This is a genomic window from Streptomyces sp. NBC_00080, assembly GCF_045041255.1.
Taxonomy (GTDB): Bacteria; Actinomycetota; Actinomycetes; order Streptomycetales; family Streptomycetaceae; genus Streptomyces; species Streptomyces coriariae.
Genome location: NZ_CP108235.1, coordinates 8,342,712 through 8,365,445, shown reverse-complemented (window position 1 = coordinate 8,365,445; position 22,734 = coordinate 8,342,712). Strand labels below are relative to the sequence as shown.

Annotated in this window: 22 protein-coding genes and 1 pseudogene; 13 read left to right on the top strand and 10 right to left on the bottom strand. The window is 72.3% G+C overall.

Going from position 1 to position 22,734, the window contains the following annotated elements; genetic code table 11:
* Nucleotides 1-108: 108 nt before the first annotated feature.
* From htpG to OHU34_RS37345, 3 genes are all read right to left on the bottom strand, one after another.
* Nucleotides 109-2,043 carry a molecular chaperone HtpG gene (gene htpG / locus OHU34_RS37355; protein ID WP_142268954.1) on the bottom strand — a complete coding sequence of 645 codons (1,935 nt, stop codon included), beginning with the start codon at nucleotides 2,041-2,043 and terminating at the stop codon, nucleotides 109-111.
* Between the two features lie 162 nt (nucleotides 2,044-2,205).
* On the bottom strand, nucleotides 2,206-2,829 hold the full coding sequence (locus tag OHU34_RS37350; protein ID WP_230196964.1) for a hypothetical protein: 624 nt from the start codon (nucleotides 2,827-2,829) through the stop codon (nucleotides 2,206-2,208).
* 96 nt (nucleotides 2,830-2,925) lie between these two features.
* A complete protein-coding gene (locus tag OHU34_RS37345; RefSeq protein ID WP_230196963.1) occupies nucleotides 2,926-3,702 on the bottom strand; it encodes a class I SAM-dependent methyltransferase in 777 nt (258 codons plus the stop codon).
* Between the two features lie 309 nt (nucleotides 3,703-4,011).
* On the opposite strand from OHU34_RS37345, the gene OHU34_RS37340 reads away from it, so the two are divergent.
* The 7 genes and pseudogenes from OHU34_RS37340 (at nucleotide 4,012) to OHU34_RS37310 (ending at nucleotide 10,609) form a co-directional block, all read left to right on the top strand.
* Entirely contained in the window at nucleotides 4,012-5,403 is a 1,392-nt protein-coding gene (locus OHU34_RS37340) for a sensor histidine kinase (protein ID WP_405770516.1), read from the top strand.
* Entirely contained in the window at nucleotides 5,400-6,047 is a 648-nt protein-coding gene (locus tag OHU34_RS37335) for a response regulator transcription factor (protein ID WP_142268957.1), read from the top strand. Before OHU34_RS37340 ends, OHU34_RS37335 begins: the two co-directional genes overlap by 4 nt.
* Before the next feature lie 157 nt (nucleotides 6,048-6,204).
* A complete protein-coding gene (locus tag OHU34_RS37330; RefSeq protein ID WP_405770514.1) occupies nucleotides 6,205-6,768 on the top strand; it encodes a CGNR zinc finger domain-containing protein in 564 nt (187 codons plus the stop codon).
* 272 nt (nucleotides 6,769-7,040) lie between these two features.
* On the top strand, nucleotides 7,041-8,192 hold the full coding sequence (locus OHU34_RS37325; protein WP_230196961.1) for an alpha/beta fold hydrolase: 1,152 nt from the start codon (nucleotides 7,041-7,043) through the stop codon (nucleotides 8,190-8,192).
* Nucleotides 8,132-8,363, top strand: a pseudogene (locus OHU34_RS37320) (glyoxalase); the annotation flags it as partial. The gene OHU34_RS37325 and the pseudogene OHU34_RS37320, both read left to right, overlap by 61 nt.
* Nucleotides 8,364-8,516: 153 nt before the next feature.
* Complete coding sequence (locus OHU34_RS37315; RefSeq protein ID WP_405770511.1) at nucleotides 8,517-9,812, top strand: MFS transporter; 1,296 nt, start codon at nucleotides 8,517-8,519, stop codon at nucleotides 9,810-9,812.
* Between the two features lie 50 nt (nucleotides 9,813-9,862).
* Nucleotides 9,863-10,609, top strand: coding sequence for a maleylpyruvate isomerase family mycothiol-dependent enzyme (locus tag OHU34_RS37310; RefSeq protein WP_142268961.1), 747 nt, complete (start codon nucleotides 9,863-9,865; stop codon nucleotides 10,607-10,609).
* A gap of 49 nt (nucleotides 10,610-10,658) precedes the next feature.
* Here OHU34_RS37310 and OHU34_RS37305 read toward each other — a convergent pair whose 3' ends face one another.
* Nucleotides 10,659-11,063: a MarR family winged helix-turn-helix transcriptional regulator gene (locus tag OHU34_RS37305; protein ID WP_020125945.1), complete on the bottom strand. Its 405-nt coding sequence runs from the start codon at nucleotides 11,061-11,063 to the stop codon at nucleotides 10,659-10,661.
* An 86-nt stretch (nucleotides 11,064-11,149) separates the two neighbouring features.
* Between OHU34_RS37305 and OHU34_RS37300 the strand changes: the two genes are divergently transcribed.
* Nucleotides 11,150-12,640: an MFS transporter gene (locus OHU34_RS37300; RefSeq protein ID WP_142268962.1), complete on the top strand. Its 1,491-nt coding sequence runs from the start codon at nucleotides 11,150-11,152 to the stop codon at nucleotides 12,638-12,640.
* A 101-nt stretch (nucleotides 12,641-12,741) separates the two neighbouring features.
* Nucleotides 12,742-13,026, top strand: coding sequence for a DUF6332 family protein (locus OHU34_RS37295; RefSeq protein WP_142268963.1), 285 nt, complete (start codon nucleotides 12,742-12,744; stop codon nucleotides 13,024-13,026).
* On the opposite strand, the gene OHU34_RS37290 is transcribed toward OHU34_RS37295, so the two are convergent.
* The 3 genes from OHU34_RS37290 to OHU34_RS37280 form a co-directional block, all read right to left on the bottom strand.
* On the bottom strand, nucleotides 12,987-13,652 hold the full coding sequence (locus OHU34_RS37290) for a response regulator transcription factor (RefSeq protein WP_230196960.1): 666 nt from the start codon (nucleotides 13,650-13,652) through the stop codon (nucleotides 12,987-12,989). The genes OHU34_RS37295 and OHU34_RS37290 overlap by 40 nt on opposite strands.
* A gap of 121 nt (nucleotides 13,653-13,773) precedes the next feature.
* Complete coding sequence (locus tag OHU34_RS37285; protein ID WP_230196959.1) at nucleotides 13,774-15,039, bottom strand: sensor histidine kinase; 1,266 nt, start codon at nucleotides 15,037-15,039, stop codon at nucleotides 13,774-13,776.
* A gap of 253 nt (nucleotides 15,040-15,292) precedes the next feature.
* On the bottom strand, nucleotides 15,293-15,982 hold the full coding sequence (locus OHU34_RS37280; protein WP_142268966.1) for a TetR/AcrR family transcriptional regulator: 690 nt from the start codon (nucleotides 15,980-15,982) through the stop codon (nucleotides 15,293-15,295).
* Between the two features lie 163 nt (nucleotides 15,983-16,145).
* Here OHU34_RS37280 and OHU34_RS37275 point away from each other — a divergent pair, with 163 nt between their 5' ends.
* Entirely contained in the window at nucleotides 16,146-16,601 is a 456-nt protein-coding gene (locus tag OHU34_RS37275) for a nitroreductase family deazaflavin-dependent oxidoreductase (protein ID WP_057605354.1), read from the top strand.
* Between the two features lie 15 nt (nucleotides 16,602-16,616).
* Here the strand turns inward: OHU34_RS37275 and OHU34_RS37270 are convergent, their stop codons facing one another.
* Entirely contained in the window at nucleotides 16,617-17,888 is a 1,272-nt protein-coding gene (locus OHU34_RS37270; protein ID WP_405770506.1) for a geranylgeranyl reductase family protein, read from the bottom strand.
* A 193-nt stretch (nucleotides 17,889-18,081) separates the two neighbouring features.
* Here OHU34_RS37270 and OHU34_RS37265 point away from each other — a divergent pair, with 193 nt between their 5' ends.
* A complete protein-coding gene (locus tag OHU34_RS37265; protein WP_142268969.1) occupies nucleotides 18,082-19,437 on the top strand; it encodes a dipeptidase in 1,356 nt (451 codons plus the stop codon).
* A 61-nt stretch (nucleotides 19,438-19,498) separates the two neighbouring features.
* Entirely contained in the window at nucleotides 19,499-19,846 is a 348-nt protein-coding gene (locus OHU34_RS37260; protein ID WP_405770503.1) for an MBL fold metallo-hydrolase, read from the top strand.
* A 385-nt stretch (nucleotides 19,847-20,231) separates the two neighbouring features.
* Here OHU34_RS37260 and OHU34_RS37255 read toward each other — a convergent pair whose 3' ends face one another.
* Together OHU34_RS37255 and OHU34_RS37250 are read right to left on the bottom strand one after the other, a co-directional pair.
* A complete protein-coding gene (locus OHU34_RS37255; protein WP_405770502.1) occupies nucleotides 20,232-21,275 on the bottom strand; it encodes an NUDIX domain-containing protein in 1,044 nt (347 codons plus the stop codon).
* Between the two features lie 149 nt (nucleotides 21,276-21,424).
* Nucleotides 21,425-21,619, bottom strand: coding sequence for a hypothetical protein (locus tag OHU34_RS37250; RefSeq protein ID WP_142268972.1), 195 nt, complete (start codon nucleotides 21,617-21,619; stop codon nucleotides 21,425-21,427).
* Nucleotides 21,620-21,737: 118 nt separating this feature from the next.
* On the opposite strand from OHU34_RS37250, the gene OHU34_RS37245 reads away from it, so the two are divergent.
* The gene (locus OHU34_RS37245; RefSeq protein WP_142268973.1) at nucleotides 21,738-22,697 is read left to right on the top strand and encodes an ADP-ribosylglycohydrolase family protein; all 960 of its coding nucleotides are present in this window, start codon (nucleotides 21,738-21,740) and stop codon (nucleotides 22,695-22,697) included.
* Nucleotides 22,698-22,734 lie beyond the last annotated feature (37 nt).

Sequence of the window (22,734 nt, the reverse complement as noted above, 5' to 3'; positions counted from 1 at the left end):
CTGCGCAGCATCGTAAGCCCACTTGATTGACTCAAGCAACGAGTACTTTCGGTGTGCGACGGGTGAAGAAACCGGGCAGGAGGCTCTGCCCGGTCCCCACGGCGTCGGCTACAGCGCGCGCTCCAGCTGGTCGGCCACCAGCTTCACGAACCGTCCCGGCTCCTTCGGCCGTCCGCCCTCGGCGAGGACCGCCAGACCGTGCAGCAGCTCGGCGGTCTCGGCGAGCCCGGCACGGTCCTCCCGCTCCTTGAAGGCCTGGTTCAGGCCCTTCACGAGCAGGTGATCGGGGTTGAGTTCGAGGATCCGCAGGGCGCGCGGCACCTCCTGCCCCATCGCGCGGTACATGTTCTCCAGCGCCGGGGTGAGATCGTGCGCGTCGGAGACGATGCAGGCCGGGGACACGGTGAGGCGGGACGACAGCCGCACCTCCTTGACGTCCTCCCCCAGTTGCTCCTTCATCCAGCCGAGCAGACCGGCGTACTCCTCGCCCTGCTTCTCGCGCTCGCCGTCGGCCTTCTCGCCGTCCTCCCCGCCGAGGTCGACCTCGCCCTTGGCGACGGACCGCAACGGCTTGCCGTCGAACTCGCCCACCGCGTCTACCCACACCTCGTCGACCGGGTCGGTGAGGAGCAGGACCTCGATGCCCTTCGCCCGGAACGCCTCCATGTGCGGGGAGTTCTCGATGCTCTGCCGGGACTCGCCGGTCAGGTAGTAGACGGCGTCCTGTCCGTCCTTCATCCGCTCCACATAACTCTTCAGCGTGGTCGGTTCGTCCGCGCTGTGCGTGGACGCGAACGACGAGACGGCGAGAAGGGTGTCGCGGTTGTCGGAGTCGGACAGCAGTCCTTCCTTCAGAACGGCGCCGAACTCCCGCCAGAAGGTGGCGTAGCGGTCGGGGGCCGCGGTCATCATGTCCTTGACCGTGGAGACGACCTTCTTGGTGAGCCGGCGCTGCATCATCCGGATGTGCCGGTCCTGCTGGAGGATCTCGCGCGAGACGTTCAGCGAGAGGTCCGCTGCGTCGACCACGCCCTTGACGAACCGCAGGTAGGACGGCAGCAGCGCCTCGCAGTCGTCCATGATGAAGACGCGCTTCACATACAGCTGCACACCGCGCTGGTAGTTCTGGTTGTACAGGTCGTGCGGGGCGTGCGAGGGGAGGAACAGCAGCGCCTGGTACTCGAAGGTGCCCTCCGCCTGGAGCCGGACGGTCTCCAGCGGTTCGCGCCAGTCGTGGCTGATGTGCTTGTACAGCTCGTGGTACTCGTCGTCGGACACCTCGTCGCGCGAGCGCGCCCACAGGGCCTTCATCGAGTTCAGCGTCTCGGGTTCGGCCGCGGTGCCGGCTTCCCCGTCGCTGCCGGTGGTGTCGGCGGTGGCGCCGTCGACCGCCTGCGGGACCAGCCTGATGGGCCAGGTGATGAAGTCCGAGTAGCGCTTGACGATCCCCTTGATCGTGCGGTCCGCGGTGTAGTCGTGCAGCTGGTCGTCGGCGTCGGCCGGCTTCAGGTGCAGCGTGACCGTGGTGCCCTGCGGCGCGTCGTCCACCCTCGCCAGCGTGTAGGTGCCCTCACCGCGCGACGACCAGCGGGTGCCCTGGCTCTCGCCGGCCCGCCGGGTCAGCAGCGTCATCTCGTCGGCCACCATGAAGCCGGAGTAGAAGCCGACGCCGAACTGCCCGATGAGCCCCTCGGCCCCGCCCTCCTCCTGGGCCTCGCGCAGTTCCTGCGCGAACTTCGCCGTGCCCGAGTTGGCGATCGTGCCGATGAGCCGGCCGACCTCGTCGTACGACATCCCGATGCCGTTGTCCCGCACCGTCAGGGTGCGGGAGGCCGCGTCGATCTCGATCTCGATGTGCGGGTCCGAGACGTCGGCGTCGAGCGTGTCGTCCCGCAGCGCGGCGAGACGCAGCTTGTCCAGCGCGTCGGAGGCGTTGGAGACGAGCTCGCGGAGAAAGACGTCCTTGTTCGAGTAGACCGAATGGATCATCAGCTGCAACAGCTGACGGGCCTCTACCTGGAACTCAAACGTTTCTGTCGACATGATGGGCGTGTACCTCACAGGTTCCGGAGTCTCCTGGACTGGCGAGAGCCACTGTAAAACACCAAGTCAGCCTGCGGTGCTCGCTGTTCGTGATCGTCCGGATGCGGGAGAACGGGGCAGGCGGTCCGGGCGGGGGATCAGGGCGGCCGACGGGGCGGGGGATCAGCGCCGGATCTCCTCCACCTCAGCGAAGCCTTCCGCTCCGCTCCACCGCAGCCGGGTCAGCCACTCGGTGGAACCGCGGGTGAAGACGAGGTCCCCCGCGCCGCCCACGGGGGCGACCTTCGACCAGCCGTCGAAGCTCCTGGTGAGTTTCGTGTCCCACCGGCCGAGGTCCCCCGTGCCGACGGCCGCGATCGACTCCATGGGCGGTTCGCCGTCGTAGCAGTAGTCGCCCCAGTCGGCGATGACCGCGACCGTCGCGTCGAACACCTTGAGCGTGAGGCTCTGGCACCGGTCGGTGGCGGTCGCGTACACCACGCGCGGCGGGCTCCACACGCGCGTGTCCGCGTCCCGGTGCCGTTCCACGAGCCCGCGTCCCTCCACGTACGCCATGCCCACGCGTCGGCCGTCGGGCAACCCGATCTCCTCGTCGAATCGAGGGGCCGACGCGGTCGGCGCGCCCTCGCCACCTTTGCTCGCGCCCGTGGCCGTGCCCTCGGCGGGCGCGGTGGCCGTGGCGGTCGCCGGCCCGCCGCCGCCTCCCTGCCCGCCGCAGGCCACCGCGACACCCACCATCAACACCGCCCCCGCCAGGACCCGCAGCCGCTCTCCGTACATCCGCATGACGCCTATGGTCCCCTCTCCTCGGGTCGAGGCAGGACAGGCCGGCTCAGGCCGAGTGGGTTCGGCTCAGGTCCTGGCGTGTCATGTCATGTCATGTCAGGTCCTATGAGTGACGCGGATCTTGGACTGGCCGTGCGGGAGTTCCTCCCAGTCGTCCATGAAACCGGCTCGCAGGCCGTGCTTCTCGGCCAGGGCCACGAGGGTGTCGGTGCGGTAGTAGAAGTCCTCGCGCAGCACGTGGTGTTCCTCGCCCTCGGTGCGGTCGAAGGTGAAGTCGAACCAGCCGCCGGGCGCGAGCACCCGCCCGACGTTGGCCAGGCACTCGTCGATGACCGGAAGCGGCGAGTGCGAGAAGACGCTGTGCGCGTGCACCACGTCGAAGTGGGCGTCGGGCAGGAACCGCAGCGTCAGGTCGCGCACCGGCGTCAGCGTCGGCAGCCGCTGCCGCAGCCCCATCTCCACGATCGTGTCCTGCGCGGCCACGAGGATGTCGGGGGAGATGTCGATGCCGTGGTAGTTGCCGGGTTCCAGGTGCCGGATGAACCGCCAGCCGCCCCTCAGGTTGCCGCAGCCGATCTCCAGCATGCGGTGCTCCGGACGCAGACCGTGTCCGAGCAGGTAGTCGAACTGCATGGCCCCGAGGGCGAGCCACCGTTCACGGCTGCGGCTGCCGACCGCCGCGTCCGGATCGGCGCGGGTGTCGGAGCGCATCACCGCGCGGTAGTAGGAGACGTGATCCTGATGGCGGCGGCTCAGCCACAGGTCCCGGGCGGCACGGGCGACATGGCGGGGCACCCGGTCCGGGTGCCGCAGGGCGTACCCGATGCGGTGACCGAGGGCCGCGCGGTTGACGGTGAGCTTCTTGGCGGGCATGCGATTCCCGGCCTTTCCGAACGATGTTCTCGAGATGCGTGACGTGCGCGAGGTCCCCGGCGATCACGCCGGTTCCGGACCGTCGCGCGGCTCCGGGCTGTCGCGTGGTTCCCGGCAGCCGTGCAGGTCCCCGCGGTCGCGCAGGTCCCGAACGGTGTCTCCCGCACGGTGCGGGATCCGTTTCCAGCCTCGCGCTGCTTCGGCGTGTCCGCCTCGTTCGACCGTCTCGGCCGGCCGACCGGTTCGGGCGATCCGGATGTCAGCCGATCGGTTGATGCGGTCGGGCGTCCCTCGCGTTAGACACGGAGGATGAGAGACACCGATTCGGACGAGCGCTGGCTGGGCACCGTCGTTCACCTCGCGTTCTTCGTGCTGCTCGGCTCCTCGTTCGTCCGCTTCCTGAGCCGCGACCGGGGCGGAGCGCACGCCGGCTGGGTGGTCGCGCTGTACGCGGCCTTCTGCCTGCTCTACGTCCTCGGGCGGGTCCTGGCCCCGGCGCCGCGGCCCGGTTGCGCGCCTTCCTCGCGGCATCTTGCGTGGCTGGGCTCGGTCTCGGCCGTCTGGGTGGTTCTCCTGGCGCTCGCGCCGAGCGCGACCTGGTGCGCCATGCCGCTGCTGTTCGCCGGCCTGCACGCGTTGCCGACACGGATCGCGGTGCCGCTCGCGGCGGTGCTCACCGCGCTGGTCGTGGTCTCGGAGGTGCGCGTGGCCGACGGGGCACTCAATCCCAACATGGTCCTGGCCCCGCCGGCCGTCGCCGCGGTGGCCACCGCCGTGATGGTCCACCTGCAACGCCAGGGAGCCCGGCAGCGTGTGCTGATCGACGATCTGGTCCGTACCCGCCGCGACCTCGCGGCCTCCGAGCGGCAGGCGGGTGTCCTCGCGGAACGTCAGCGGCTGTCCACGGAGATCCACGACACCCTCGCGCAGGGCCTGTCCAGTCAGCGGATGCTGCTGCACGCGGCGGAGCGCGTCTGGGAGTCGGATCCGGACGCGGCCCGGGAGCACCTGCGCGAGGCAGCCGAGATCTCCTCCCGGGGCCTCGCCGAGGCCCGCCGGTTCGTACACGACCTGGCGCCGGCCGACCTCGCCGCACACACGCTCCCCGAGGCACTCACCCTGCTCGCCGCTCGGGAGAGCGGACCGGGTCTTGCCCTGGAGTTCCGGCTCGACGGCGACCCGGGCCGACTGCCCGAACGGGTCGAGGCTGCGCTCCTGCGCATCGCCCAGGGAGCGTTGGCCAACGTGCGCGAACACGCCGCGGCGACCCGCGGTGTCCTGACTCTGACCTGCCTGGACGACCTGGTCTCCCTGGACGTGGCCGACAACGGGCGCGGATTCGAGCCGGGGCCGAGGCCGCGGCCGGGGCCTGAGCCGGGGCCCGGCGAACCGGTCTGCCCGCGCGGTGCCGCCGCCGGTGCGCTCACCCCGGACATCGCCCCGAACACCGCTGCTGACGCCCCTCCGGGCACCTCTGCGGACATCGATCCGAGCACAGCTTCGGACACACCTTCGGGCAGGGCTCCGGTGCCGGAACAGGACCGCACGCGCGGGCACGGGCTGTCGGCCATGCGGATCCGGGCCCGGCAGACGGGCGGCACGCTGAGCGTCGAGTCCACCCCCGGCGAGGGCACTGTCGTCACCGTGGCCGTGCCCCTGACGTCGTCCGTCCCCGATCTTCACAAGGAGCCCGTCCCTTGAGCGCTTCCGCGCCCCCGCCGCCCGTCCGGCTGCTGCTGTGCGACGACCATGCCGTCGTCCGGGCCGGACTGCGCGCCCTGCTGTCCAGCGCCGACGGCATCGACGTGGTCGGCGAGGCGGGCACCGGCGAGGAGGCACTCGCCCTGACCGCCCGGCTGCGCCCCGACGTGGTGCTGATGGATCTGCAGCTCGACGGCGGCATGGACGGCGTCACGGCCACCCGGCGCCTGACCGGAGGACCGCAGGCGGGTCCCCGGGTCCTGGTGCTGACGATGTTCGACACCGACGCCGACATCACCCGCGCCATCGAGGCGGGCGCCACCGGCTACCTGCTCAAGGCCGAGCGGCCGGACGAACTCTTCGCGGCGATCCGAGCCGCGGCGGCCGGCCGCACCGCGCTGTCGGCGCCCGTCGCCGACCGTCTGCTGACCAGGCTGCGCAGCCCGCGCCCCACCCTGTCCGCCCGTGAGCACGAGATCCTCGCTCAGCTGGCCCGAGGCCTGGGCAACCGGGAGATCGCCCGGGCGCTGTTCATCAGCGAGGCGACGGTCAAGACCCATCTCGGGCGGATCTACGGCAAGTTGGGAGTGGAGACGCGGTCGGGCGCGGTGGCGGTCGCCAAGGAGAGACGACTGCTGCCGTGACGACGCGGCACGGGGCGGCCGGGTGCCGTCACCCGGCCCGCGCCATCGGTCACTCGCCACCGGCCACGCGCCATCGGCGCACCGTCCCGAACGTCCGTCACCGGCCTGACCGGTGACTAGCCTTGCAAGGCTACATGTCACCTGTCAAGATGGTGACGTGAATCCGGACCATGTCTTCGTCTGCGGGAACCCGGCCCTCGACTTCGCCGCGACGCTCCGCGCGCGGCGGTCGCTCCGGTTCGAGATGTTCGCGACGCCGAGCCGCCTGGAGGCCTGGTACGTCGAGTCCGCGGTCGTCGACGCGGTGACACCCAGCAGCGAGGCCGACGTGACGCAGGCGATCGCGCTGCGGGAGGCCGTCTACGACCTGGTCACGAGCCGTCGCCTCGGGGAGGCCTACCGTCCCGCGGCGCTCGCCGCGGTGAACGGCGCGGCCCGCGGGACTCCCGCGACGCCGCAGCTCACCGAGACGGGGCGGTGGACGAACGCGACGCCGGAACAAGCGCTGGCCACCGTGGCGCGGCACGCCGTCGAGCTTCTGAGCGGGCCGGATGTGCCGCTGCTCAAGGAGTGCGGCAACCCCGAGTGCACCCGCGTCTACATCGACCGCTCGCGCGGCATGCGCCGGCAGTGGTGCGGCATGGAGTCCTGCGGCAACAAGCTCAAGGCCGCGGCCTATCGCGCCCGCAAGAAGCAGCCGCAGGGGTCCGCTTCCCGCTGATCCCCGCCCGCCCCACCCGGTTGCGCCGAGCCTTACCGCCACCGAGCACATTGAGCACGCGGGGCCTCACCGAGCCCCACCGCGAGCGCACCAGGCCTCGCCACGGGAGCGCCGGCAGAGGCACGTCCACGTCTTACCCGAACCCCAAGGGCCCGCCACCGGCGGGCCCTTCGGCATGTCCACAGTCATGCGTTACTGGTTTGACAGGTGACGCACCCCATGCCAGTGTCGTTTCACGTTCGCGCCGCGTCCGATCGACGGAAAGGCTCCAGATGTTCACGAGGCGAGGTTTCGGCAAGGCCGTGGGGGTGGGCGTGAGTGCCGCCGGCGCGTCGATGACCGGGCTGCCCACGGCCGCGGGGGCGGTCCCCGCTCCCGGAGCGCTTCCCACGCCCGGGGGAACTGCCGCCGCCGGGGCGGCCTCCGACCCCGGGGCGCCGGACGGTTTCGAAGTGCCGGGCGGTTTCGGTCGGCTGAAGCAGATCCGCGCCGGGGAGTTGGACATCGGGTACGTGGAGACAGGCCCCGCCCACGGGCCGGCCGTCGTCCTGCTGCACGGCTGGCCCTACGACATCCACAGCTTCGCCGAGGTGGCCCCGCTGCTGGCGGCGCGTGGCCACCGAGTGATCGTCCCGTACCTGCGCGGGCACGGCACGACGACGTTCCTGTCGAGCACGACGTTCCGCAACGCGCAGCAGTCGGTGGTGGCGCTCGACATCGTCGCGCTGCTGGACGCACTGCGGATCCAACGGGCGGTCCTGGCCGGTTTCGACTGGGGATCACGGACGGCCGGCATCATCGCCGCGTTGTGGCCGGAGCGCTGTCGGGCGCTCGTCTCCGTGACCGGCTATCTGATCACCAACCGCGAGCGCCAGCGCCTGCCGTTGGCCGCCGAGGCCGAGTGGGCGTGGTGGTACCAGTACTACTTCGCCACCGAGCGGGGACGACGGGGACTGCACGACAACACGCGGGACCTGGCCCGGCTGGTGTGGACGTTCAACTCACCGACCTGGCGCTTCGACGAGGCCACGTTCGAGCGCACCGCGACCGCCTTCGACCATCCGGACCACGTCGACATCGTGATCCACAACTACCGCTGGCGGCTGGGCCTGGTCGAGGGGGATCCCCGTTACGACGGGCTCGAGAAGCGGCTCGCCGCAGGACCCGCCATCGCCGTGCCGACCGTCACCCTCGACGGCGAGAAGGACCCCTTCACCCCCGCGGGCGACGGCACGGCCTACCGCGACAAGTTCACCGGCCCCTACGCGCACCACACCCTGACCGGGATCGGCCACAACGTGCCGCAGGAGGCGCCCGGGGCATTCGCCGAAGCCGTCCTCGAAGCGAACCGCCTCGCCGGCGCCTCGTCGTCCAGGACATCGAGGCGGCCCGGGCCGAACTCGTCGAGCGGGGCGTGGCGGTGAGCGCGGTGTTCCGGCGACGCGGGCGGTGTGTTCCACCGCGCCGGGAACGAGGGACGGGTGCCCGGCCCGGACCCGGAGCGCCGCAGCTACGCGTCGTTCGCCTCGTTCAGCGACCCGGACGGCAACGGCTGGGTGCTCCAGGAGATCACCACGCGCCTGCCGGGCCGGTGACACGGGCCGACGCCCGCCCGACGCGCCCACCGGATGCCCGCGGGACGGGGCGGTACGTGCGGGGAGGGAGGGTCCCCCCGTCCGGGCGGAGGAGAGCGGCCAAGACCCCACGACGGTCTTGTTCAGTTCCGGACCACCACCTAGCCTGATTTTGTGCCGCAAATAAACAAAACCCGAACGCGCGACACGGCACCGGGTCACGGCAATGACCTCACCCGGCTCCGTATCGCCCTGACCACGTTCTTCGCCCTCGACGGCTTCGTCTTCGCCGGATGGGTCGTCCGCATCCCGGCCATCAAGGAACAGACCGGCGCCTCCCCCAGCACCCTCGGGCTCGCGCTCCTCGGCGTCTCCGCGGGCGCGGTGATCACGATGATGTTCACCGGGCGCCTGTGCGGCCGCTACGGCAGTCACCCGGTCACTGTGGCCTGCGCGGTCCTGCTCTCCCTCAGCGTGACGCTGCCCCCGCTCACCCACTCCGCCGCCACGCTCGGCGCCGTCCTGCTGCTGTTCGGCGCGGCGTACGGCAGCATCAACGTCGCCTTCAACAGCGCCGCCGTCGATCTGGTCGCGGCGCTGGGCAGGCCGGTCATGCCCACCTTCCACGCGGCCTTCAGCCTGGGCGGCATGATCGGCGCCGGTCTCGGCGGGCTGGTCGCGGGATCCCTGTCCCCCACGCTCCATCTGCTGGGCCTGGGAATCATCGGCCTGCTCGTCACCGCGCTCACTGCACCCACGCTGCTCCGACTGGAGCCGCCGCGGCCGCCGGAGCACGCCACCGCCGGGCCCGAGCGCCCCACCACCGCCGGGCCCGAACGCTCCACCGCCGGGCCCGAGCACCCGACCACCGCGGGGCCCGACGATCCGGCGACCGCGAAGGCGGCTCCGCACCGGGTGACGCCCCGCGCCCGTCGTCTCGTCGTCGTCTTCGGCCTGATCGCCCTCTGCACCGCCTACGGCGAAGGAGCCCTGGCCGACTGGGGTGCCCTGCATCTGCGACAGGACCTGGGGTCCTCAGCAGGGGTCGCCGCGGCCGGGTACTCGTGTTTCGCGCTCGCCATGACGGTCGGCCGGCTCACCGGCACCACCCTCCTCGAACGGCTGGGCCGCACCCGTACCGTGGTGCTCGGCGGCGGCGTCGCGGCGGCGGGGATGCTGCTCGGCGCGCTCGCCCCGGCCCTGTGGGCGGCGCTCCTCGGCTACTCGGTCGCGGGACTCGGACTGGCCAACCTCTTCCCGGTGGCCGTGGAACGCGCGGGCGCCCTGGCCGGCCCGAGCGGTGTCGCCACCGCCTCGACGCTCGGTTACGGCGGCATGCTCCTGGGCCCGCCCGCCATCGGCTTCATGGCCGACTGGTTCTCCCTGCCCGCCGCCCTCACCAGCGTGGCCGTACTGGCCGGAGTGGCCGCGGCGATCGGCTTCGCCACCCGTCGTGCGACCGCCGGCTGACGACCCCCGCCCCTCCCCTCGACCGCACTCCATCCGGCACACTCCCCCACATGGAGACTGCGGAGTTCATCCACGCCCTGGACCGGGAAGGCCGGTCGCTCGCCGCCGCGGCGGCGGAAGCGGGTCCCGACGCGAAGGTGCCGACCTGCCCGGACTGGCAGGTCAGGGACCTGCTGCGGCACACGGGCGCGGTGCACCGCTGGGCGACGTCGTTCGTGGCCGAGGGCACCCCCGCCCCCCGCCCCCTCGGCGAACCGCCGGAGCTCGACGGCGACGCGCTGCTCGACTGGTTCCGCGAGGGCCACCTACGGCTCGTCGGCACCCTGTCCGCCGCCCCGCCCGACCTGCGGTGCTGGCACTTCCTGCCCGCGCCCTCACCACTCGCGTTCTGGGCCAGGCGGCAGGCGCACGAGACGGCCGTGCACCGCGTGGACGCGGAGTCGGCCCGTGGCCGCGCACCCGAGGAGATCGCCCGGTACATCGCCGCCGATTTCGCGGCGGACGGCATCGACGAGTTGCTGCGCGGGTTCCACGCGCGCGCCAAGAGCCGGGTGCGGACCGACGAACCCCGGGTCCTGCGGGTACGCGCGACGGACATGGAGGACGCCGTGTGGACCGTACGTCTGTCGGCAGAGCCGCCCGTGACGGAGCGGAACGGCGAGGGGGACGCCGACTGTGAGGTGTCCGGTCCCGCGGCAGCGCTCTATCTGTCGTTGTGGAACCGGTTGCCGCTCCCGGCCGTGACCGGGGACGCCGCGCTGGCGACACTGTGGCGGGAGAAGTCCGCCATCGGCTGACCGGCCGCCGTCAACCGACAGGCGGGAGTCAACCCCCAGGCCGCCACGGTCAGTCCGTGAGCATCCTGGTCAACACCGCGCGCTGCACCGGCCGTACGTCGCCGTGCAGCGCGCGCCCTTTCCCGGTGAGCGCGACCCTGACGCCTCTGCGGTCCTCCGGGCACATGCCGCGCTCGACCAGACCGTCCTTCTCCAGACGAGCGACGAGCCGTGACAGCGCGCTCTGACTGAGATGGACCCGCTCGGCGATCTCCTGGACGCGATAACTGCACGAGCCGTCCGGCGCGGCCGACTCCGCGAGGACGTCCAGCACCTCGAAGTCGCTTCCGCACAGGCCGTGTTGGTGCAGCGCCCGGTCGAGTTCGCACTGGGTCCGCGCATGCAGCGCCAGCATGTCCCGCCACTGTTCCACGAGCGCCTGATCGGCCTCGGCCTCACCCTTCTTCGCCGCCATGGGGCGCACCGTAGCAGAGAACATCAATTATTGCATCGGAATTAAATGCATTTGCATTCGATGCATGTGCATGTAGCCTCTCCGTCATGACCTCTCCGCTCCCCTCCCCCGCGTCCCCTCTCACCGAGGGCCGCTGGACCTCACGGCTGTGGGGCACCCTGCTGGTGCTGTGTGCCGCGATGTTCCTGGACGCGCTGGACGTGTCGATGGTCGGCGTCGCCCTGCCGTCCATCGGCTCCGACCTCGGCCTCTCCACCTCGACCCTGCAATGGATCGTCAGCGGCTACATCCTGGGATACGGCGGCCTGCTCCTGCTCGGCGGTCGCGCGGCCGACCTGCTCGGCCGCCGCCAGGTCTTCCTGATCGCGCTCGGTGTCTTCGCGCTGGCCTCGCTGCTCGGCGGGCTGGTCGACTCGGGCCCGCTGCTGATCGCGAGCCGGTTCATCAAGGGCCTCAGCGCCGCCTTCACGGCCCCGGCCGGCCTGTCCATCATCACCACGACGTTCCCGGAGGGCCCGCTGCGCAACCGGGCGCTCTCCATCTACACCACCTGCGCCGCCACCGGCTTCTCGATGGGCCTGGTCCTCTCCGGCCTGCTCACCGAGGCGAGTTGGCGCCTCACCATGCTGCTGCCCGCGCCGATCGCCCTGATCGCTCTGGCGGCCGGTCTGAAGCTGCTGCCGCGCAGCGAACGCGAGAAGGACCACAACGGCTACGACGTGCCCGGCGCCGTGCTCGGCACCGCGTCGATGCTGCTGCTGGTCTTCACCGTGGTCCAGGCACCGGAGTCCGGCTGGACCTCCGCGCGCACGCTGCTGTCGTTCCTCGCCGTCGCCGCCCTGCTGACCGTCTTCGTCCTCGTCGAGCGCCGCTCGGCCGGCCCGCTGATCCGGCTCGGCGTGCTCCGTTCCGGCAGCCAGATCCGTGCCCAGCTCGGCGCGATGGCCTTCTTCGGCTCGTACGTGGGCTTCCAGTTCCTGGCCACCCTCTACATGCAGACGCTGCTCGGCTGGTCGGCGCTGCACACGGCACTCGCGTTCCTGCCGGCCGGCGCGCTGGTGGCGGTGTCCTCGACCAAGATGGGCTCGATCGTCGACCGGTTCGGCACTCCGCGGCTGATCGCTGCGGGCTTCGCCTTCATGGTCACCGGGTACGCCCTGTTCCTGCGCGTCGATCTCGACCCGGTGTACGCGGCGGTGATCCTGCCCACCATGCTGCTGATCGGCGCGGCCTGCGCACTGGTCTTCCCTTCGCTCAACATCCAGGCCACCAACGGCGTGGCGGACCACGAGCAGGGCATGGTCTCGGGGCTGCTCAACACCTCCGTGCAGGTGGGCGGTGCGATCTTCCTCGCGGTGGTGACGGCGGTGGTGACCGCGGGCGCCCCGGCCGACCCCACCCCGCAGGCCGTCCTCGACAGCTACCGGCCCGGACTGGCGGTGGTGACGGCCATCGCCGCCGCAGGCCTGCTCATCACGCTCCCCGGACTGCGCACCCGGCGCGCCCGGGGCTCGGTAGTGATCGCCAGGTCCACCGTGGCGGAGGCGGACGCGGAGCCCGTGGGCGTCCGCGACTAGGGCCCGTCTCAACAGACGGGCCCTGAGGGGGAAACCGCCTCCAGGAGTGCGCCCGGCGGGGCCGATTGCCTCGCCGGGCGTACACCTGTGAAACTCGCCGTATGAGCGGGTACGGGGGCCGGCGCACACAGGCCGAGCGGGACGTGATCACCGTCGAGATCGGATACGCGCTGTGCAGTGCGGTGTTCGCGGCGGCGGTGCTCTTCGGGGCGGTCGCCGGTCCAGCGCTGCTGTTCGAACTGCCGACTCTGGCGGAGAAGTCGCTGCTACGGGCGGGCCTGGCCCTCGCTCCCGTGGTGTTCGTGGTTCGAGTCGTCTCCGTCCTGGTCCGCTTGCGGACGGGCGCTCAGCCCAGCCAGCCCGGCCGGACCAACCCCGACTCGTAGGCCAGGACGACCAGTTGGGCCCGGTCCCGGGCACCCAGCTTCACCATGGTGCGACTCACGTGGGTCTTGGCGGTGAGCGGGCTGACCACCAGCCTGCGGGCGATCTCCTCGTTGGACAGGCCGATCCCGACCAGCGCCATCACCTCCCGTTCGCGCTCGGTGAGCCGGCTCAGCGCGTCGGCCGCCGCGGGCTCCTTGGAACGGGCGGCGAACTCGGCGATGAGCCGGCGGGTGACTCCCGGCGAGAGAAGCGCGTCCCCGGCGACCACCGCCCGTACGGCACGCAGCAGTTCCTCCGGTTCGGTGTCCTTGACCAGGAAGCCGGAAGCGCCCGAGCGGATCGCCTCGAAGACGTACTCGTCGAGTTCGAAGGTGGTCAGCATGATGACCTTGACCTGGGAGAGCGTCTCGTCGTCGGTGACCCGGCGGGTGGCGGCCAGCCCGTCGAGGAGGGGCATCCGGATGTCCATCAGCACGACGTCGGGCCGCAGTTCCCGCACCACGCGCACCGCTTCCTCCCCGTCGGCGGCCTCGGCCGCCACCTCGATGTCCGGCTGCGCGTCCAGCAGCGCCCGGAACCCCGCCCGGACCAGCGACTGGTCGTCGGCGAGCAGTACGCGGATCACGTGCCTCCCTCGTCCACCGGTCCCGGCCCGTCCACCGGTCCCGGCCCGTCCACCGGTCCCGGCCCGTTCGCCGGTCCCGCCCCATGCACCGCTCCCGGCCGGTTCGCCGGCTCCGCCGCGTTCACTGGTTCTCCCCGGCCTTCGTGGGCAGTACGGCGAGCACTTGGAAGCCGCCGTCGGGGCGCGGTCCCGCCTCGATCGTGCCACCCAGGGCCGCGGCCCGCTCCCGCATCCCGGCGAGACCGTTGCCGCTGCCGCCCGCGTCGGCACCGGTCGCCGGACCGTCGTCGTCGATGCGCAGCCGAAGCGTCCCGCCACCCTGTTCGAGCCGCACGCGCGCGTGGCGCGAGCCCGAGTGGCGTACGACGTTGGTGAGTGCCTCCTGGACGATGCGGAACGCGGCGAGATCCGTGTGCGGCGACAACCGGGGCGGGCGGCCGTCGACATCGACCGTGAGGCCCGCGCGCGCCGCCTGTTCCACCAGTTCGGGCAGCCGGTCCAGGCCGGGTGCGGGGGCGCGTGGCGCGTCCCCCGGCGTGCGGAGGCTGTCGAGCACCTGACGCACCTCGCCCAGCGCCTCCTTGCTGGCGGACTTGATGGTGGTGAGCGCGGTACGCGCCTGCTCCGGGTCGGAGTCGAGGAGCGCGAGCCCCACGCCCGACTGCACGTTGATCACCGAGAGGCTGTGCGCGAGCACGTCGTGCAGCTCGCGGGCGATCCGCAGCCGTTCCTCGTCGGCGCGCCGCCGGGCGGCCTGGGCGCGCTCGGCCCGCTCACGGGCCCACTGTTCGCGCCGGATCCGGGCCAGTTCCGCGACCGCCACGATCGCCACGGCCCATCCCGCGACGACGATCTCCTGCCCGTAGGAGGCCGCGTCGTCACCGGCGGGCGGCAGCCACCGGTACAGCCAGTGCGCGACCAGGAGGTGGACGGTCCACAGCAGGCCCAGCGCCGTCCAGGCGGCCCGCCGGTGCCCGGCGACCACGGCGGTGAAGCAGGCCACGGCCACGGTCAGGAAAACCGGTCCGTACGGGTAGCCGGCGCCCAGGTAGAGGGCGGCGGCGGAGGCCGTGCCGAACACGACGGCCACCGGGTGTCGCTGCCGCCACAGCAGCAGCCCGGAGGCGAGCACCAGCAGCACGCGCGCGAAGGCGTCGAGCGGTGCCCGCTCCCCTTCCTGCGCATGGGCCGCGAAGTTCGAGCCGACGAGGACGAAGGCGGTGAGCAGCACGGTGGAGCGCCAGGGCCACCGCGTGGCACCCGGCTCCGGGACCGCCCCACCCTCCCGACCGTCCCGGCCCTCCCCCCAGCGGCGCAGCCGGCGCGGCGGCCTGCGCGACCACCACTGTCCCGGGCCACCGTGCCCCCGCGTCCGCTCTTCTTCCATGTCCGCCACGCTAGACGCCGCCGGGCGCGCCGGACGTCCGCCGGGCGAGGTGATCAGCCGTACTCCCCTGGAAGTACGCGCCGCCCCTGGAGACGGTGTGGACCCTTGATCGACGGCCTTCACCGGCCTCCACCGCCGTTCCTGACCGGGCGCGTGACCGACGGGCCGACGCACCAACACGTCGACGCACCAACACGTCGACAGCTCGACAGGTCGACGGCCGAGTGGAGGGCCGCGGGCCGCGGGCCGCGCCCTAGCGGAGTCCCACCCCTTGGGCGAGGCGTGTGACCGCGTGCCGGAAGAACGGCTCGCGCTCCTCCACGACCCGGTTGAACTGCCCGAACAGCTCGAAGCCGACCAGCCCGTACAGCTGGGCCCACGCCGCCACCAGCGCCGTGACCGCCCCCGGCGGAAGGTCGGGGGCGAGGTCGGCCGCCAGCCGGACCGCCTCGGGGACCAGCTCGTCCGTCAGGAGCGGCACCTCCAGCGCGTGGCTCCGGTGCGCGTCGCGCACGATGCCGATGAGGAGAAGACCGACGCGGGCGGCGGCCGGGACGGTCGTCTGCGGCGCGCTGTAGCCGGGCACCGGCGAGCCGTAGATCAGCGCGTACTCCTGCGGATGCGCCAGCGCCCAACCGCGCACCGCCTCGCCGACCGTGACCCAGCGCTCGACCGGAGCGGCGTCGGTGACGGCCGCGTGCGCGGCTTCCGCGGCCTCGCCGAGGGAGTCGTAGGCGTCGATGATGAGTGCGGTGAGCAGGTCGTCGCGGCTCGGGAAGTAGCGGTACAGCGCGGAGGAGACCATGCCGAGCTCACGGGCCACGGCGCGCAGCGAGAGCCTGGCCGCGCCGTCGGACGCGAGCTGTCTGCGGGCCTCCTCCTTGATGGCGGCGGTGACTTCGATCCTGGCGCGGGCGCGGGCCCCTCGAACGACGCTGCTCATACCTGCCAGTGTCCCACGAAAACAGAGCACCGCACCCAACGAGGATCGGTGCACAAAACAGAGAGCACCGCTCTTGCAATGGAGCGGTGAACACGGCAGACTCGAATCAAGCGAGAGCAGTGCTCACACTTTCCGTCCCGTTGTCGTTCAGGAGGCAGCAGCCATGTCCACCCACGTGCAGAAGCCCGGCTGGTTCACCGTCAACGTCTTCAACCGCGCCGTGGCCTGGCTGACCCGCCGGGGTCTGAGCGTGTGGGGGTCCCGGGTGCTGGCGGTCCGCGGCCGCAAGAGCGGCCAGTGGCGGACCACCCCCGTCAACCTGCTGACCGTGGACGGGCAGCAGTACCTGATCGCACCGCGCGGCCACGTCCAGTGGACGCACAACATGCGGGCGGTGGGCGGCGGTGAGCTGCGCCTCGGCAAGAACGTGGAGGAGTTCACCGCGGTCGAGGTCGCCGACGACGACAAGACGCCGTTGCTGCGCGCCTACCTCAAGCGCTGGAAGGCCGAGGTCGGCGTCTTCTTCAACGGGGTGGGTCCCGACTCCCCGGACGCCGAGATGCGCCGGATCGCCCCTGACCACCCCGTGTTCCGGATCACCGTCACGAACCGACGGTGATCCGCGCCCTTCGGGTCAGGAGCCGCTCTCCTCGGCCGCCGGGGCTGCCGTCGCCGCCTGCCGCCGGTCCACCGCGGCCAGCGCCCGCTGGGCCATCGGATGCGAGCGGACGAGTTCGCCCAGGGTCGTCCGGCCGCGGGTGATGTCGGTGAAGGCCCGCCAGGCAGGGCGGACACCGGTGAGGGCGGCGTGGAAGAGTCCGGGACGACGCTCGAAGAGGGCGAGCAGCCGCTTGCCGACGCTCATCTCCACACCGAGGCCCGCCTTGATCGCGAAGGCGTAGTTCAGTGCCTGCCGGCGGGCGTCCACCGCGTCGTGCGCCTCGGAGACACGGACCGCCCACTCGCCCGCGAGCCGGCCCGAGCGCAGCGCGAAGGAGATACCCTCGCGGGTCCACGGCTCCAGCAGCCCCGCCGCGTCACCGCACACGAGCACCCGCCCGCGCGACAGCGGGGAGTCGTCGGCCCGACACCTGGTCAGGTGGCCGGAGGAGATGCTCGGCTCGAACCCGGCGAGGCCGAGCCGCCCGATGAAGTCCTCCAGATAGCGCTTGGTCGCCGCGCCCTCGCCGCGCGCCGAGATGACACCGACCGTCAGCGTGTCCCCCTTGGGGAACACCCAGCCGTAGCTGCCGGGCATCGGACCCCAGTCGATGAGGACACGGCCCTTCCAGTCCTCGGCGACCGTCTCCGGCACCGGGATCTCCGCCTCCAGGCCGAGATCCACCTGGTCGAGCTTCACCCCGACATGAGCCCCTATGCGGCTCGCGCTGCCGTCCGCGCCGACCACCGCGCGCGCCAGCAGCGTCTCGCCGCCCTGGAGGACGACCGCGACCGTGCGCCGGTCCGGCACCGCCGAGCCGTGCTGCTCGACCCGCTGCACGGTGACTCCCGTGCGCAGCTCGGCGCCCGCCTTCTGGGCGTGCTCGACGAGCTGATGGTCGAACTCGGGCCGGTTGATCAGCCCGAACAGCATCTGGCGGGAGCGGCGGGTCCGGGTGAAGCGCCCGTTGTTCGAGAAGGTCACCGCGTGCACCCGGTCGCGGAAGGGCAGCTCGAAGCCGGGTGGCAGCGAGTCGCGGGAAGGTCCGATGATGCCGCCGCCGCATGTCTTGTAGCGGGGCAGCTCCGCCTTCTCCAGCAACAGCACCCGCCGTCCCGTGACCGCCGCCGCGTAGGCGGCCGAAGCCCCTGCGGGGCCCGCGCCCACCACGACGACGTCCCACACCTGCCGTGCGTCGTCCGCCGAAGAGTTCTCGTCGTCCGCCGGAGAGTTCTCGCTGCTCACGATGGTCTACTGCTCCTGATCAAGCCGCTTGCCGCACCTGTCCCCCGCATCCTACGGCGGAGATCGCCACGGTCCGCTGTGGGAGGATCGACGGCGCGCGCGCCCCACATCCCGGCAGGCGCGTACGCTCGCACGGTCACCCGTACGGACCAGTACACACCAGTACAACGTCGCACCCACAAGGAGCGTGCCCATGTCGTCGAATCCGGTCGCCGAGACCGTCGCCTCGCTGCTGCCCAGGGCACGGGCGGAGCTCACCGAGCTGGTGGCCTTCAAGTCGGTGGCGGACTTCGACCAGTTCCCCAGGAGCGAGAGCGAGGCCGCCGCGAACTGGATCGCGGACGCGCTGCGCGCCGAGGGCTTCCAGGACGTGGCCCTGCTCGACACCCCGGACGGCACGCAGTCGGTGTACGGCTGCCTGCCGGGCCCCGCCGGTGCCAGGACGGTCCTGCTCTACGCCCACTACGACGTGCAGCCGCCGCTGGACGAGGCCGGCTGGACCACCCCGCCCTTCGAGCTCACGGAGCGCGACGGCCGCTGGTACGGCCGCGGCAGCGCCGACTGCAAGGGTGGCGTCATCATGCACCTGCTCGCGCTGCGCGCCCTCAAGGCGAACGGGGGCGTCCCGGTCACCGTGAAGGTGATCGTGGAGGGCTCCGAGGAACAGGGCACCGGTGGTCTGGAGCGGTATGCCGAGCAGCACCCCGACCTGCTGGCGGCCGACACCATCGTCATCGGCGACGCGGGCAACTTCCGGGTCGGTCTGCCGACCGTCACCTCCACGCTGCGCGGTATGACCATGATGCGGGTGCGGGTCGACACCCTCGAAGGCAACCTGCACTCCGGGCAGTTCGGCGGAGCGGCGCCGGACGCGCTGGGCGCGCTGATCCGCGTCCTGGACTCGCTGCGCGCCGAGGACGGCTCCACGACCGTCGACGGCCTCACCGACGACGCGCGCTGGGAGGGCCTGCAGTACGACGAGGCGCAGTTCCGCCAGGACGCCAAGGTGCTGGACGGGGTCGACCTGATCGGCTCCGGCACGGTCGCCGACCGTATCTGGGCGCGCCCCGCCGTCACCGTCCTGGGCATCGACTGCCCGCCGGTCGTCGGCGCCACCCCGTCCGTGCAGGCGGGTGCCCGGGCGCTGATCAGCCTCCGGGTGCCGCCGGGCGTGGACGCGGCCGAGGCGACGAAGCTGCTCCAGGCCCATCTGGAGGCCCACACGCCGTGGGGTGCGCGGGTGAGCACCGAACAGATCGGCCAGGGCCAGGCGTTCAGCGCGGACACCACCAGCCCGGCGTACGCGGCGATGGCCGACGCGATGGCGGTCGCCTACCCCGGCCAGGACATGCAGTACGCGGGGCAGGGTGGCTCCATCCCGCTGTGCAACACCCTGGCCTCCCTCTACCCGCAGGCGGAGATCCTCCTCATCGGCCTGAGCGAGCCCGAGGCGCAGATCCACGCGGTCGACGAGAGCGTGTCCCCCGAGGAACTGGAGCGGCTCTCGGTGGCGGAGGCCCTGTTCCTGCGCAACTACGCGGCCGGCTGACCGGCTCTGCCGTCGGCAGAGGGCCTCGCCCACCGGGCGGGGCCCTCTCTACGGTCGCCCCATGGACGTCATCGAGCTCCTCCCCCGCCTGCACCTGCTCCGCTTCCCGGTCGGCCAGGCCTGTCTCTGGCGCGACGGCGGCGAGTTGACCCTGGTCGACGCGGGGCCGCCCGGCTCCGGCGGGGCCGTCGCGGAGGCGGTCACGGCCCTCGGGTACCGGCCCGGGTCCGTACGGCGGATCGTCCTCACGCACTTCCACGCCCTCGACCGGCCACGGGCCCTCGCCTCGTTCCGCCGACTGGCCTCCCTGGACACGGACATGGCCTGCTTCGGGCACGGCGACCCGGTGACCACAGGAGCGTCGGCGGTGCTGCGAAAGGCGGCGGAAGACCATTCCGCCCCGCGGTGAGGCCGAGGATCTCCGAAGATGCCGGCCAGGACAGCGCCGCACCGCCCACGGCCCGGCCCTGTCCGCCGGGTTTCCGCTCGCCCGCCTGGACGGGCCCTCTTCGACCCGCACCGCGGTGACAACGTGCGTAGACCAGCTCCCACCTGGCGAAGTGGCTCGTCATCGATCTGTACGGGTACCGCGGCGAGGAACGGGCGGCTTTCGTGCGCACGTGCGCCAGGGCGCTGCGGCCCGAGGGCGTCCCGGACGAAGCCGCCGCGCTCGTCGGCCGTCACGCCCCGGTCGCCGGGGTGTTGGGGGGTTCGAGCGGCGGTTCCGGGAGGAGGGCCGGTCGGCTGCCTTCCCTGCGGAGGCGCTGCGGCGGATCCCGTCCCCGCAGCGGCGCTCACTCGGTCGGCACACCCGCCTCCAGATACAGCGCCGCCCCGCGCTCGCGGGCGCGCAGCGCCCAGCGCAGTCGCTCGTAGCGGACCGGCGGCAGGAGACCGGCCGCCTCCTCCTCCGTGACGAAGCGCCAGGCCCGCAGTTCGGGGCCGGGCAGCAGCACCCCCGCCACGGCGGCGGCGTCGAGCCGTCCACCGTCGTAGAGGAGGCGCAGCCCACCGTAGGCGGGCGGGGTCGGCCGTTCCCAGTCGACGACCAACAGCCGGGGTATGTCGTCCAGCCGGATGCCGGTCTCCTCCTCGACCTCGCGCACGCCCGCGCGCGCGGGCGCCTCGCCGGGTTCCACCACCCCGCCGGGGAACTCCCAGCCGGGCTTGTACGTCGGGTCCACGAGCAGCACCCGGTCCTGCTCGTCGAAGAGGAGGACCCCGGCGGCCACCGTCTCGGCGGTGGGCTCGGGGGTCTGCACGATGTCGCAGGCGGCCACGGCGCCACTGCCCACGGCCTCGGCAATCCGGGCGGCCGCCTCCCGCGGGGTGAGGACTCCGTTGTCGACGGGATGGGCGTCGGCGGTGAGCCAGGAGGCGACGGCGGCGTGGTACGGCTCGATGTGGTCGTACGACCACTGACGGATGCGTATCTCTCCGTCGGGGAGGTCCGGGGGAACGTCACGGGCGGCTATTCGCTCGCGCAGGATCGTTTCCCCCGGGGCGAGGAGCACATGGCGGACGGGAATCCGGCGGGCGGCGAGACCGCCGAAGATCTCGTCGCGGTACTCCTGGCGCAGCAGGGTCATGGGGACGACGAGGGTGCCGCCCAGCTCGGCGAGCAGCGCGGCCGCCGTGTCGATCACGAGCCGCCGCCAGATCGGCAGGTCCTGGAAGTCGCCGACCTCGGCGAGACGTTTGGGCGGCAGCAGGTACGGGAGAGCTCCGCCGATGACCTCGGGGTCGAAGAGCGTGCTGTTCGGGATCAGGTCGATCAATTCCCGTGCGGTGGTGGTCTTCCCCGCACCGAACGCGCCGTTGATCCAGACGACGGTCACAGTTCCCCCTCTTCTGTTGGCCCCCTGTGGCTTGCCCGCTCCACCCTGCCACGGAAACCAGTTCCCGTTGAGGGCGCACGAACGCCGTGGCGCCGACCCCTCGCGGTGGGGTGCCGGCATCACGGCGTTCGTGGTCGGTGCCCGGTCCGTCAGCCGTTCTGCCCCAGGGCGTCGTCGTCGACGGCCAGGCTGTCACCGGCGATGGTGTGGTCGAGGGTGCTGAGGGTGTCGCCCACGTTCAGCCCTTCGAGGTCGGCACCGGTCAGGCCGTGCGAGGGGGTGATCGCCGCGACGACGAAGCCGGTGGCGAGGGAGGCGATGGCGAGCATGCTGCGCTTCTTCATGCGGGGATCAACGGCGTCGACGGGGTCGGGGTCACGCGTCCCCCGGTAATCCCCGCGCACGATCGACCGGTCTGCGGCGAGAATGCCGTGGTCACCGACGGTTCGGAGGAGCTTCGCCATGATCGGCCCGCAGCACGCCCATGCCGGCCTGGACGGTCTGGTGACGGGCGACGCCTTCGGCGACAGCTGGTTCACCCGCTCCGACGAGCCCGCCGAGGAGTTGTGGGCGGCGCGGGAGCCGCGTCCCGCGCCTTGGCCGTGGACGGACGACTCGGCGATGGCGTTCGTCCTGTTCGCCCACCTGACGGAGCACGGGGAGGTCCGTCCGGGCGACCTGGCACGGCAGTTCGCCGCCGAGTACCGCCGCGACCCGGGCCGTAAGTACGGCCCGTCCATGCACAGCGTGCTGCGGCGCGTCGGCGAGGGCGAGGACTGGCGGGCGGTGACGACGGGACAGTTCGGCGGACAGGGTTCGTACGGCAACGGCGCCGCGATGCGGGTCGCCCCGCTGGGCGCCTGGTTCCGGGACGACCTCGCCGCGGCCCGCGAGCAGGCCCGGCTGTCGGCGCTGGCCACCCATGCCCACCCCGAGGCGGTCGCGGGCGCGGTGGCCGTGGCGGTCGCCGCCGCGCTGGCGGCCGCCGGCGCGGGCCGGGACGCCCCTGCGCGCGACGCGTTCTTGAGGGAGGTCGCCTCGCACCTGCCGGACAGCGACGTCCGCTCCGGGCTGCTGGTGGCCGCGGGCCTCCCCGAGCGCGCCTCGGTGCGCCACGCCGCGTCGGTGCTGGGCTCGGGGACGCTGATCTCGGCTCCGGACACGGTGCCGTTCGCCCTCTGGTCCGCCGCGGGGCACCTGGACGACCTCCCCGAGGCACTGTGGCAGACCGTCGGCGGGTGGGGTGACCGCGACACTACCTGCGCCATCGCGGGAGGCGTGGTCGCGTCCCGGACCGGCACGGACGGCGTCCCCGCCCGCTGGCGGCAGTCCTGCGAGGCCATCCCGGCCTGGAGCGGCTGGGACGCCGTCACGGCGGGCCGGACGGCATCCGGGACGGCGGGCCGGCACGTCGTCGAGTGAGCGTCGCACGGCCGGCCGTGTGACGGTCGGGTCCCCC